Raw genomic sequence first — 12,157 nt, forward strand, 5'->3', positions numbered from 1 at the left:
CCTCAAGCTTTGCAACATCAAGGCGAGCGATTAGCGTCGCTTGGCCATTTCGTTGATGAAGCGATCGAACAATGGCGCTACGTCGTTCGGGCCAGGGCTGGCTTCAGGGTGACCCTGGAAGCTGAAGGCGCTCTTGTCGGTACGCTCGATGCCTTGCAGGGTGCCGTCGAACAGCGATTTGTGAATCGCGCGGACATTGGCCGGCAGGGTCGCTTCGTCTACCGCAAAACCGTGGTTCTGGCTGGTGATCATCACCACACCGCTGTCCAGATCCTGGACCGGGTGGTTGGCACCGTGGTGGCCGTGGCCCATTTTCAGGGTCTTGGCGCCGGAGGCCAGGGCCAGCAGTTGGTGACCGAGGCAGATGCCAAATACCGGAATCTCGGTTTCCAGCACGTCCTTGATCGCCTGGATCGCGTAGTCGCAAGGCTCCGGGTCACCAGGGCCGTTGGACAGGAACACGCCGTCTGGCTTCATCGCCAGAACGTCGGCGGCTGGCGTTTGAGCCGGCACCACGGTGACGCGGCAGCCGCGCTCGACCAGCATGCGCAGGATGTTCAGCTTGACGCCGTAGTCGTAGGCAACCACGTGGTACGGCAGCTCGGAGGCTTCGATAGTCGCGTGGCTGTCGGTTTTCAGATCCCAGACAGTCGAGCGCCATTCGTATTGCTCTTTGGTGCTGACGACTTTCGCCAGGTCCATGCCTTTGAGACCAGGGAAACCCTGGGCAGCGGCGATGGCGGCTTCTTCGGAGATGTTGTCACCAGCCATGATGCAGCCGTTCTGCGCGCCTTTTTCACGCAGGATGCGTGTCAGGCGGCGGGTGTCGATACCGGCGATGGCCACAACGTTGTTGGCTTTCAGGTAGTCGGACAGGGACATCGTGTTACGCCAGTTGCTCGCAACCAGCGGCAGGTCACGGATGACCAGGCCAGCGGACCATACGCGGTCAGACTCGGCATCTCCAGGGTTGGTGCCGGTGTTGCCGATGTGCGGGTAAGTCAGGGTAACGATCTGCTGGGCGTAGGAAGGATCGGTAAGGATTTCCTGATAGCCGGTCATTGCGGTGTTGAACACCACCTCACCAACGGTTTGACCGTCGGTTCCAATGGCTTCGCCGCGAAAAATGCTGCCATCAGCAAGGGCGAGTATGGCTGGCTTAGTCAAGAAGACCTCCCGTAAATAAAGCCTGAAAGGGCGATCGCAGGTGTAAAAAAGCGGAGTGACGTATGGACACGTCACCCCGCTCATTCACTGAATTATTCTGCGCGCTTTTAGTGAACACACTAAAGCTGTAGCTTACAGAAAAAGGCATTTTTGGTCTACCGCCAATGAGCCTTAAAGGCCGGAGAATGCGACAGGACGTCGCTTGGCGGTGTAAAACCGGGCTCAAACGCTGGGTTCGAACCCGGTTTCAGGCACTTCTTAACGCAGATCGAGCACGTCTTGCATGTCATAAAGACCAGGCTCGCGACCATCCAGCCACAAAGCTGCCCGCACGGCACCCTTGGCGAAGGTCATGCGACTGGACGCTTTATGCGTGATTTCGACACGCTCACCATCGGCGGCGAACAGCACGGTGTGATCACCGACGATGTCACCGGCACGCACAGTGGCGAAGCCGATGGTTTCGCGAGCACGAGCGCCGGTCTGACCTTCACGACCGTAGACCGCCACTTTCTTCAAATCACGCCCCAGCGCATCGGCAATCACTTCACCCATGCGCACGGCAGTACCGGACGGCGCATCGACCTTATGCCGATGGTGGGCTTCAGTGATTTCGATATCGACATCATCACCCAGCACGCGAGCAGCGGTGTCGAGCAGCTTCAGGCAAAGATTGACACCGACACTGAAGTTGGCCGCAAAGACAATCGGAATGTCCTTGCCCGCCTCCGCCAGCAACTGCTTCTCTTCAACGCTGAAACCGGTGGTACCGATGATCATCGCCTTGTGATGCTTGCGGCAGAACGCGAGATTCTTCAGGGTCACCGTCGGGTGCGTGAAGTCGATCAGCACGTCGAACTCGTCGACCACGCGATCCAGATCACCCGACAGCGGTACACCGATACGACCCAGCGCAGCCAGTTCGCCGGCATCCGCACCGACCAGCGAGCTGTCCGGGCGATCAATGGCCGCCGTCAGCCCCGCGCCCGGCTGTTGCTGCACGGCCTCGATCAGGGTTTTGCCCATGCGCCCGGCGGCGCCCATCACTGCAATACGTCGCATGCCAGTCTCCTTACAAATCGCCGAAGAAGCGCTTCACGCCTTCGAACCAACCGGTGGTTTTCGGCGAATGGCTGTTGTCGTCCGCCAGCGAACTGCGGAACTCTTCCAGCAATTCACGCTGACGACGACCCAGGTTGACCGGGGTTTCGACCGCCACACGGCACATCAAGTCACCGGCACCGCCGCCACGCACAGGCGCAACGCCTTTGCCGCGAACACGGAACTGCTTGCCGGTCTGAGTCCCTTCAGGGATTTTCAGCTTGACTCGGCCATCCAGGGTTGGAATCTCCAGCTCGCCACCCAGTGCTGCATCAACAAAACTGATGGGCACTTCGCAGAACAGGTGCTTGCCGTCGCGCTGGAAGATCGCGTGCTCGCGCACATTGATCACCACGTACAGATCGCCCGTAGGACCACCCTGCGCACCCGCCTCGCCTTCGCCGGACAGCCGAATGCGATCACCGGTATCCACACCGGCCGGCACTTTCACCGAGAGGGTTTTGTACTCTTCGACACGGCCTTCGCCGTTGCAGGAGTTGCACGGGTCGGAAATGATCTTGCCTTGGCCGTGGCAACGCGGGCAGGTTTGCTGCACCGAGAAGAAGCCCTGCTGCATCCGCACCTGACCAATACCGCCGCACGTCGGGCAAGTGACCGGCGACGAGCCTTTCTTAGCACCCGAGCCGTCGCACGGTTTGCAGTTGACCAGTGTCGGAACGCGGATATTCACGGTCGTACCGCGCACCGCCTCTTCCAGGTTCAGCTCGAGGGTGTAACGCAAGTCGCTGCCGCGCTGAGCGCCGCCACGAGCACCGCCACGACCGCCACCGAAGAAGTCACTGAAGACATCACCAAAGATGTCGGAGAAGTTCTGACCGCCAAATCCGGCACCGCCGCCACCCATGCTCGGGTCCACGCCGGCATGACCGTACTGGTCGTAGGCCGCGCGCTTGCTGGAATCGGACAGGACTTCGTAGGCCTCGTTGGCCTCCTTGAACATCTCTTCCGACGCTTTGTCATCGGGATTACGGTCCGGGTGATGCTTCATCGCCAGGCGACGGTAGGCCTTTTTCAGGTCCGCTTCGCTTGAACCACGCTCAACACCCAATATTTCGTAATAGTCACGCTTTGCCATAAGTCTTTGCACTCTTAAGGACGTCCGGCAAACCCCTCCTGAGCCTCGCCAAACTCGTTGAGCCCCAATACAGGCCCGGACCCAACTCACGTCAATTCAACGATCCTGGTCTTTGATTCAATACGGTACTTTCGGCTCGAAAAGCAGGAGCATTCCCGGCCATACCAGCAGCACGCGAGCGGTGTCGCATGCTGTAAAAATTCTCTAACTCCAGACACGCCAACGCGGGAGCAAGCTCCCGCGCGGCGACATCCTACCAGTCACCGCCTGAAGGCAGTCAACCGGGCGACCAACAACTTACTTGTGGTCTTTGACTTCTTCGAACTCGGCATCAACAACGTCGTCGGCTTTTTCAGCTTTTTCGTCGTTAGGTGCCGCGCCTTCGGCAGGCTGGGCCTGTTCGGCGTACATCTTCTGCGCCACTGGAGCGGAGACTTTCGACAGCTCTTCAACCTTGGCTTCGATTGCAGCTTTGTCGTCGCCTTTGACAGCGGCTTCCAGAGCAACAACAGCGGCTTCGATTGCAGTCTTCTCTTCAGCGGTCACTTTATCGCCAGCGTCAGCGACCATTTTGCGCGTCGAGTGAACCAGTGCATCGCCCTGGTTACGGGCAGCAGCCAGCTCTGCGAACTTGCTGTCTTCCTCGGCGTTGGCTTCAGCATCGCGAATCATCTGCTGAATCTCTTCCTCGGACAGACCGGAGTTGGCCTTGATCACGATCGACTGAGTTTTGCCGGTAGCCTTGTCTTTGGCGCCTACGTGCAGGATGCCGTTGGCGTCGATGTCGAAGGTCACTTCAATTTGTGGCACGCCACGTGGTGCTGGTGGAATCTCGGCCAGGTCGAACTTGCCCAAGGACTTGTTCTGAGCGGCTTGTTTACGCTCACCTTGCAACACGTGAATGGTCACGGCGCCCTGGTTGTCGTCGGCTGTCGAGAACACTTGCGATTTCTTGGTAGGAATCGTGGTGTTTTTCTCGATCAGCGCAGTCATCACGCCACCCATGGTTTCGATACCCAGGGTCAGCGGGCTGACGTCGAGCAGCAGAACGTCTTTCACGTCACCGGCCAGTACGGCGCCCTGGATAGCAGCCCCCATGGCAACGGCTTCGTCCGGGTTCACGTCTTTACGAGCTTCTTTACCGAAGAACTCGGTCACCAGCTTCTGAACCAGTGGCATACGGGTCTGACCGCCTACCAGGATCACGTCGTTGATCGCGCCAACGTCGATGCCGGAGTCTTTCAGAGCGATACGGCAAGGTTCGATGGTGCGCTGAACCAGGTCTTCTACCAGCGCTTCGAGCTTGGCGCGGGAGATTTTCACGTTCAAGTGCTTAGGACCGGTGGCATCTGCAGTGATGTACGGCAGGTTCACGTCGGTCGACATGCTCGAAGACAGTTCGATCTTGGCTTTTTCAGCAGCTTCTTTCAGGCGCTGCATGGCCAGCGGGTCACCCTTGAGGTTCATGCCGCTTTCTTTCTTGAACTCGTCGACGAGGTAGTCGATCAGACGAATGTCAAAGTCTTCACCGCCCAGGAACGTGTCACCGTTGGTGGCCAACACTTCGAACTGGTGCTCGCCATCGACTTCAGCGATTTCGATCACGGAAACGTCGAAAGTACCGCCGCCCAAGTCGTAAACGATCACGGTGTGATCGCCCTTCGCCTTGTCCATACCGTAGGCCAGAGCGGCTGCGGTTGGTTCGTTGATGATGCGTTTTACGTCCAGGCCAGCAATACGACCGGCGTCTTTGGTGGCTTGACGCTGGCTGTCGTTGAAGTAGGCCGGAACGGTGATCACCGCTTCGGTCACTGGCTCGCCGAGGTAGTCTTCGGCGGTCTTCTTCATTTTCTTCAGAATTTCAGCCGAGATCTGTGGCGGCGACATTTTCTGGCCGTTCACTTCAACCCACGCGTCGCCGTTGTCAGCCTTGGCGATTTTGTACGGGACCATCTTGATGTCTTTCTGTACGACTTCTTCGTCGAACTTACGACCGATCAGACGCTTCACCGCGTACAGGGTGTTATGCGGATTGGTCACAGCCTGACGCTTGGCCGACTGGCCAACCAGGATTTCGCCATCGTTGGCGTAAGCGATGATCGACGGCGTGGTACGCGCGCCTTCAGCGTTTTCAATAACCTTGGCTTTGCCGTTTTCCATCACGGAGACGCAGGAGTTGGTAGTCCCCAGGTCGATACCGATAATTTTGCCCATGTTCACTCTCCCGAAACTTTGGATTTGGTTGCCGCAGCAGTGGTGGCTAACTGCGGTAGCACTTAAACGCTTGACTTATAAATGGGGGCCTTGCGGCTAATTTCAAGCCTGCTCATCAATAGAAGGCGAAACTGGCGCAGGGACCTTGCTGACCACGACCATGGCCGGGCGCAGCAGACGACCGTTGAGCTGATAGCCCTTCTGGAACACTTTGAGAACGCTGTTCGGCTCTACGTCAGCGCTTTCCTGCATGGCCATCGCTTGATGAAGAACGGCGTTGAACGGTTCACCATGCGGATCGATCGCTTCCAGCTGATAACGCTTCAGGGTGTCCTGGAACATTTTCAGGGTCAGCTCGATGCCTTCGCGCATTGGACGGATGCTTTCGTCGTCCGGGTTGGACAACTCCAGGCCACGCTCCAGGCTGTCGATGATCGGCAACAAATCGCCAGCAAATTTTTCCAGGGCGAATTTGTGCGCTTTTTCTACATCCTGCTCGGCGCGGCGGCGGACGTTCTGCAGATCAGCCGCTACACGCAAAGCTTGATCATGAGCGCCAGCCAATTGCTCTTCGAGCACTTGTACACGAGCCGCCAGTTCAGCACCCGAATCCTGGGCAGCCTGATCGGCGTCTAGATTTTGCGTATCCACTGTCTGTTCGTCAGCCATAGAATTCTCCTTTCAATAACGTCCGCGAGCTCAACTCGCGCTTCTGTCCCGGTATATGGGGCCGCAAAAATCAGCTTCAAGGGGTGGGCTGCGATTAACCCTACAAAAAACGCTGCATTGTGATTGCGCGTCGACCAGGTATTTCGTCAGACCGAGTCGATCGAGCTATTCAGGGGCATTGTCAGCTGCAAATAAAACACTGTATAAATAACCAGACCTAAAGCCTGGGAGCGGCCTTTATGCTGGTGCACCTGTCCGTACATAACTACGCCATCGTTGAACATCTCGATCTCGAGCTCGATCGCGGGATGAGCGTGATAACCGGGGAAACCGGTGCCGGCAAGTCGATCATGCTCGACGCCCTCGGCCTGACTCTGGGCGACCGCGCCGACAGCGGCGTGGTCCGTCCCGGCGCCGACAAGGCCGACATTCTCGCAACCTTCGACCTGGTCGACATCCCGGAAGCCAGCGCCTGGCTGGCTGAGCGCGACCTGGAGAGCGACGGTCCGTGCATCCTGCGCCGGGTCATCACCGCCGAAGGACGCTCTCGCGGCTATATCAACGGTACGCCCTGCCCGCTCGGTGACCTCAAGGCTCTCGGTGAGCTGCTGATCGATATCCACAGCCAGCACGAACACCAATCCCTGCTGAAGACCGACACTCACCGCCGTTTGCTCGACGAATACGCTGGCGCCACTGACCTCGCCCGCCAGGTGCAACTGGCTGCCCAGCGCTGGCGCCAGACTCGCCAGGAACTGGAGCGCCTCTCCAATTCCGGCGACGAGCAGCGCGCTCGCCATCAATTGCTCAGCTATCAACTCGAAGAGCTGGAAAACCTCGGCCTCGGCGAAAACGAGCTGGAGCAACTGGAGCAGGAGCACAAGAACCTCACCAACGCCGAAACCCTGCTGGGCATCTGCCGGCAAGTGGTCGAGCAATGCAGCGAAAGTGATTCCGGGAATGTCCTGAACGCGCTGACCGCCAGCCTCAACCGCCTATCGAGCGTCAATAACTCGATCGGCGCATTGGGTGAAGCCAGCAGCCTGCTGACCAGCGCACAGATACAGGTCGAAGAAGCCGTGGGCGAGCTCAACCGCTTTCTCGACAACTTCGACGCCGACCCGGCGCGCCTTCAGTACCTGGAAGAACGCCTGGATGCGATCTACACCATGGCGCGCAAACACCGCATCCAGCCGACCGAGGTCGCTGAGATGCAACAGCGCCTGCTGGATGAAATCGAAACCCTGAACGCCAACGACGAATCCATCGAGCGACTGAGCGATGAGCTGGCCTCTTATGCCCGTCATTACCAGGAGAAGGCTCGGGAGCTGAGCGACCTGCGCCATCAAGCCTCGAACAGTCTGGCCAGCGCCGTGGAACAGGAAATCCAGCGACTGGGCATGCCCGGCGGGCGCTTCACAATCGAATTACGCCCTAACAGTAGCGACGAACTGCTGCCTAATGGACTGGAGCAGGTAGAGCTGCTGGTCAGCGCCAACCCCGGCCAGCCATTGAAAGCCTTGGCCAAAGTGGCCTCGGGTGGCGAACTGTCACGGATCAGCCTTGCTATTCAAGTGATCACCGCGCAGACCTCACGTGTACCGACGCTGGTGTTCGACGAAGTCGACGTCGGCATCGGCGGCCCAACCGCCGAGATCGTTGGCCAGTTACTGCGTCGTCTCGGTGAACGCGGGCAGGTGCTGACGGTGACCCACTTGCCGCAAGTGGCCGCCCAGGGCCATCAACATCTATTCGTGCACAAGGTGCGCGGCGAAGAGGCGACCCACACGGCTGTTTCCAAACTGAGCAAGAATGAGCGCGTTGAAGAAGTGGCGCGGATGCTGGGCGGCATCGATCTGACCAAGGAATCCCTGGCTCACGCGAAAAAAATGGTCGTTACCGCAAAGATTTAAGGACGGCACAAAGCACGAAGGCGACCCAGGGGTCGCCTTCGCTCGTTTCGCGAATGTGAAATTCGCGCGACATGCTTACTTTTTCTTGCGCACGTACAGCACCAGATTGTGATCAACCATCTCGAAGCCGTACTTATCGACGATGGCTTTCTGCAGGCGCTCGATTTCTTCGTCGAAGAATTCGATCACTTCGCTGGTTTCGACGTTGACCATATGGTCGTGATGCTTGCCGTCATCCAGCTCGAAGACCGCATGGCCCCCGTCGAAGTTGTGCCGCACCACAAGGCCAGCTGCCTCGAACTGAGTCAGTACACGGTAAACCGTGGCCAGACCGACGTCCTCACCAGCCTCCATCAGCGCCTTGTAAACATCCTCGGCACTCATGTGGCGTTGCTCGGCGGAATCGAGCATTTGCAGAATTTTGACCCGTGGAAGGGTCACTTTGAGGCCGGCTTTGCGTAGTTCGCTATTTTCAACCATGGTCAGCTTTCTCGCGATGCTGCTTCGCAGCTTCTCTTAATGCGGGTATGATCGGCGTTTACGTTGTCCCAGCCAAGATAGTGGAAGTCGCCCACCGATGCAAAACACCAAGCTCTTGCTAACCAGTTTCACCTTTGTGGGACTGCTCGCACTCGCCGGTTGTTCATTCCCCGGGGTTTACAAAATCGACATCCAGCAGGGCAATGTCGTCACGCAGGACATGATAAACCAGTTACGCCCGGGAATGACCCGTAAGCAAGTACGGTTTATCATGGGCAATCCCCTGCTGACCGACACGTTCCATGCCGATCGCTGGGATTATCTGTACAGCCTGCAACCGGGTGGCGGTGAACGCCAACAGGAACGCATTAGCGTTATCTTCAACCCAAATGATCAACTTGTCAGCCTCTCTGGTGATTTCATGCCAGGCGTGAGCCGCGACGAAGCCATTCTCGGCAAGGACAGTGGCACAACAGTCACTGCACCAGCAGAAAACGCCGAGAAGCCGAAACCGGAAAAACCGGTCAAGCCAGGTTCGTTGCTGGACCAGATCCAGAAGGACGTAGACGGTGTAGAAACCGTTCCAGTCCCGACGCCAGAACCACTGGAAACTTCGCCGCAATAATTTGCGACGCAATAAAAAACCCGGCATGTCCGGGTTTTTTATTGTCTGGCGTTTGGTCGATTCACTGATTCCGGGCTTTGGCCTCGGCAGCCTTGGCGGCACGCAGCCGACGAACTTCCTTCGGATCCGCCAGCAATGGCCGGTAAATCTCGATGCGATCACCCGCCTGGACAGGTCGACTGCCCGCATCAGTGATCACTTTACCGAAGATCCCCACCGGGCAATTGGCCAGATCCAGCTCCGCAAAGGACTCGCCAATGCCTGACGCCAGCAAAGCCCCGCGTACTGTCGTTCCGTCTGGCACCGACACCGGGAGAAGCACCTGACGATCAACGGCGGCGTAGGCCACCTCGACGTCAACCATCGGATCAACCATGCATTTGTTTGGCGCGCTGGCAAAACGCGTCCACCAGCGTGTTTGCGGCCTGATTGAACAGCGGCCCCAAGGTTGCGCGAATAATCGGCCCGGCGTAATCGAAGGACAGGTCCAGACTGATCTTGCAGGCCTTTTCGCCCAACGGCTTGAACACCCAAATGCCGTGCAACTGGGTGAAAGGTCCTTCCTCGAGGTTCATCTCGATTGAATGGCCGGGCACTAAAGTGTTTCGGGTGACGAAATGCTGACTCAACCCACCCTTGGCCACGCCGACGCTGGCACGCATGTGTTCGAGAGTGCTTTCCAGCACTTCGGCGGTGGAACACCACGGCAGAAATTCCGGGTAACGCGCCACGTCGTTGACCAGGTCATACAGCGCTTGCGCCGGGTAAGGCAGCAGAGCCGAACGTTGAATGTGTGTCGTCATGTCAGCGTCACTTCCACAGCTGTGCGGCAAACACTACGAGAATGCCGATGGGCGCCACATAGCGCATCAAGAACAAGGACAAGGCGAACAACGCAGGGCTGCGGATCGACAACTCGTCGCGTACCGCTTCACGCCCCATCACCCAGCCTGCAAACACCACGAAACACAAACCACCGAGTGGCAACATGATCCGCGACGTGAAGAAATCGATCACGCCAAAGAAGTCCAGGCCGCCTGCGGCACCCCATTGATAGAGATGGAACATCCCGCCTTCGTTCACGAAAAATTTGGCTTCCTTCCAGATATTGAAGGAAAACACCGTGCCCAGGCCCACGAACCAGCAGATAAATGCCAACCAGAAAGTCACCCAAGCGCGGCTGACTTTGGTGCGCTCAACCAGGTAAGCCACCATCGGCTCGAGCAGGGAAATCGCCGAGCTCCAGGCAGCCACCGCGACCAGTACGAAGAACACTACGCCCATCAACTGGCCGAACGCTACGTTACCGAAGGCAAATGGCAGGCTGACAAACATCAGGCCCGGGCCTTCGCTCGGGTTCAAGCCCGCAGCGAACACAATCGGAAACAATGCCAGACCAGCCACCAGCGAAACGAAGGTGTCGAGCAGCGCCACGCCGACCACGGTGCCGGAGATCGACGAATGCTTGGGCATGTAAGCGCCGTAAATCATGATCGAACCGACGCCCACGCTCAGGGAGAAGAACGCGTGCCCCATGGCCGGCAGCAAGCCATCGAGTACTTTTTCCGGGTGGAAGTCGAACATGAAATGCACGCCTTCCATGAAATGCCCGGTGGTCATGCTGTAGCCCAGCAGCACCAGAATCATCACAAAGAGCAGCGGCATCATGATCCGCAGGCTGCGTTCAAGCCCGGCGACTACGCCTTTGGCGATGACGACGGCAGACAGCAGCATGAAAATCGTATGCCAAAGTGTCAGGCGCCATGGATCGGCGATCACATTGCCAAAGTACGCGCCGACCTGATCGGGCGTTGCTCCCTGAAAGTCGCCACGGCCCATGTCGATGATGTAATCCAGCGACCAGCCGCCAACCACACTATAGAAAGACAGGATCAGCAACGCCGTAATCATCCCGGCGAATGCGCCCCAGGACCACTTGCCCGAGTGTCCTGCCTCCACCGCCAGCACCTTCAAGGCGTTGGCCGGGCTCTGCCGCGCGCGGCGGCCTATCAGGGTTTCGGCCAGCATGACCGGCACACCGATCAGCGCGATACAGGCCAGGAACATCAGCACGAAGGCGCCGCCGCCGTAGACGCCGACCATGTACGGGAATTTCCAGATACTACCCAGGCCCACGGCCGAACCGGTCGCGGCGAGTATGAAGACCCAGCGGCTAGCCCAACTGCCGTGGACAGAAACCTTGTCTGTCGACATCGTTATCACGCCCAAGCGTTCAAAAAAGAGGCCGCATTGTCCGGGATTCAATCAACCTGCTCAAGCACGTAGCGATACCGTAGCCGACTTGCGTGCAACTCCCTATAATGCCGCCCCTATGGCTAAACAGAAGAAACACCCAACAGGGACCATCGCGCAAAACAAAAAGGCGCGACACGATTACTTCATCGAGCATAAGTTCGAGGCTGGTCTGGTCCTGGCCGGCTGGGAAGTAAAAAGTCTGCGGGCGAGCAAGCTGCAACTGGTTGACAGTTACGTGCTGCTCAAGGATGGCGAAGCCTGGCTGCTCGGCAGCCACATTACGCCACTGATGACCGCCAGCACCCACGTCATCGCCGATCCGACCCGCACCCGCAAATTGCTGCTCAACCGCCGCGAGCTGGAAAAGCTGGCCTCCGCCGTGCAGCAAAAAGGCTATGCCTGCGTGTGCCTGTCCTGGTACTGGAGCAAGCACATGGTCAAGTGCGAGATCGCACTGGGCAAGGGCAAGAAGGAATACGACAAGCGTGATACCGAACGCGAACGCGATGCCGGTCGCGAATTGCAGCGTGCGGTGCGTAACAAGGGCAAGGAAGACTAACTCTCTTTTCGCCCAAGACCGCCATCGCGAGCAGGCTCGCTCCCACATTTGTTTTGTGTCGTTCACAAATCCAGTGT

At 58.1% G+C, this 12,157-nt stretch carries 12 protein-coding genes; 3 read left to right on the plus strand and 9 right to left on the minus strand.

Annotated features, from left to right (window positions below; genetic code table 11):
* Nucleotides 1-30 precede the first annotated feature (30 nt).
* From carA to grpE, 5 genes are all read right to left on the minus strand, one after another.
* The gene (gene carA, locus K0F88_RS22675; protein WP_219096607.1) at nucleotides 31-1,167 is read right to left on the minus strand and encodes a glutamine-hydrolyzing carbamoyl-phosphate synthase small subunit; all 1,137 of its coding nucleotides are present in this window, start codon (nucleotides 1,165-1,167) and stop codon (nucleotides 31-33) included.
* A gap of 258 nt (nucleotides 1,168-1,425) precedes the next feature.
* On the minus strand, nucleotides 1,426-2,229 hold the full coding sequence (gene dapB, locus K0F88_RS22680; protein ID WP_109627907.1) for a 4-hydroxy-tetrahydrodipicolinate reductase: 804 nt from the start codon (nucleotides 2,227-2,229) through the stop codon (nucleotides 1,426-1,428).
* A 10-nt stretch (nucleotides 2,230-2,239) separates the two neighbouring features.
* Nucleotides 2,240-3,364, minus strand: a complete 1,125-nt coding sequence (gene dnaJ / locus K0F88_RS22685) for a molecular chaperone DnaJ (RefSeq protein ID WP_010463516.1) — start codon at nucleotides 3,362-3,364, stop codon at nucleotides 2,240-2,242.
* Nucleotides 3,365-3,661: 297 nt separating this feature from the next.
* Nucleotides 3,662-5,578, minus strand: coding sequence for a molecular chaperone DnaK (dnaK, locus tag K0F88_RS22690; RefSeq protein ID WP_219096608.1), 1,917 nt, complete (start codon nucleotides 5,576-5,578; stop codon nucleotides 3,662-3,664).
* Nucleotides 5,579-5,680: 102 nt separating this feature from the next.
* A complete protein-coding gene (gene grpE / locus K0F88_RS22695) occupies nucleotides 5,681-6,247 on the minus strand; it encodes a nucleotide exchange factor GrpE (protein WP_219096609.1) in 567 nt (188 codons plus the stop codon).
* 239 nt (nucleotides 6,248-6,486) lie between these two features.
* Between grpE and recN the strand changes: the two genes are divergently transcribed.
* A complete protein-coding gene (gene recN, locus K0F88_RS22700; protein WP_219096610.1) occupies nucleotides 6,487-8,160 on the plus strand; it encodes a DNA repair protein RecN in 1,674 nt (557 codons plus the stop codon).
* 75 nt (nucleotides 8,161-8,235) lie between these two features.
* Here the strand turns inward: recN and fur are convergent, their stop codons facing one another.
* Nucleotides 8,236-8,640, minus strand: coding sequence for a ferric iron uptake transcriptional regulator (fur, locus tag K0F88_RS22705; RefSeq protein WP_003197684.1), 405 nt, complete (start codon nucleotides 8,638-8,640; stop codon nucleotides 8,236-8,238).
* 97 nt (nucleotides 8,641-8,737) lie between these two features.
* Here fur and K0F88_RS22710 point away from each other — a divergent pair, with 97 nt between their 5' ends.
* Nucleotides 8,738-9,265, plus strand: a complete 528-nt coding sequence (locus K0F88_RS22710) for an outer membrane protein assembly factor BamE (RefSeq protein WP_010463534.1) — start codon at nucleotides 8,738-8,740, stop codon at nucleotides 9,263-9,265.
* A gap of 61 nt (nucleotides 9,266-9,326) precedes the next feature.
* Here K0F88_RS22710 and K0F88_RS22715 read toward each other — a convergent pair whose 3' ends face one another.
* From K0F88_RS22715 to K0F88_RS22725, 3 genes are read right to left on the minus strand one after another with little or no spacing between them, the layout of a single operon-like run.
* Entirely contained in the window at nucleotides 9,327-9,641 is a 315-nt protein-coding gene (locus tag K0F88_RS22715; RefSeq protein ID WP_094469191.1) for an RnfH family protein, read from the minus strand.
* Nucleotides 9,634-10,068 (minus strand): type II toxin-antitoxin system RatA family toxin, encoded by a 435-nt coding sequence (locus K0F88_RS22720; protein WP_219096611.1) that lies wholly within the window; start codon nucleotides 10,066-10,068, stop codon nucleotides 9,634-9,636. The genes K0F88_RS22715 and K0F88_RS22720 overlap by 8 nt, the downstream gene beginning before the upstream one ends.
* Nucleotides 10,069-10,075: 7 nt before the next feature.
* A complete protein-coding gene (locus K0F88_RS22725) occupies nucleotides 10,076-11,479 on the minus strand; it encodes a sodium-dependent transporter (RefSeq protein ID WP_094469193.1) in 1,404 nt (467 codons plus the stop codon).
* A 118-nt stretch (nucleotides 11,480-11,597) separates the two neighbouring features.
* Between K0F88_RS22725 and smpB the strand changes: the two genes are divergently transcribed.
* Complete coding sequence (gene smpB / locus K0F88_RS22730) at nucleotides 11,598-12,080, plus strand: SsrA-binding protein SmpB (protein ID WP_123405120.1); 483 nt, start codon at nucleotides 11,598-11,600, stop codon at nucleotides 12,078-12,080.
* The last annotated feature ends 77 nt before the right edge of the window (nucleotides 12,081-12,157 follow it).

Source organism: Pseudomonas sp. UMAB-40, assembly GCF_900095275.1.
Lineage (GTDB): Bacteria > Pseudomonadota > Gammaproteobacteria > Pseudomonadales > Pseudomonadaceae > Aquipseudomonas > Aquipseudomonas mandelii_B.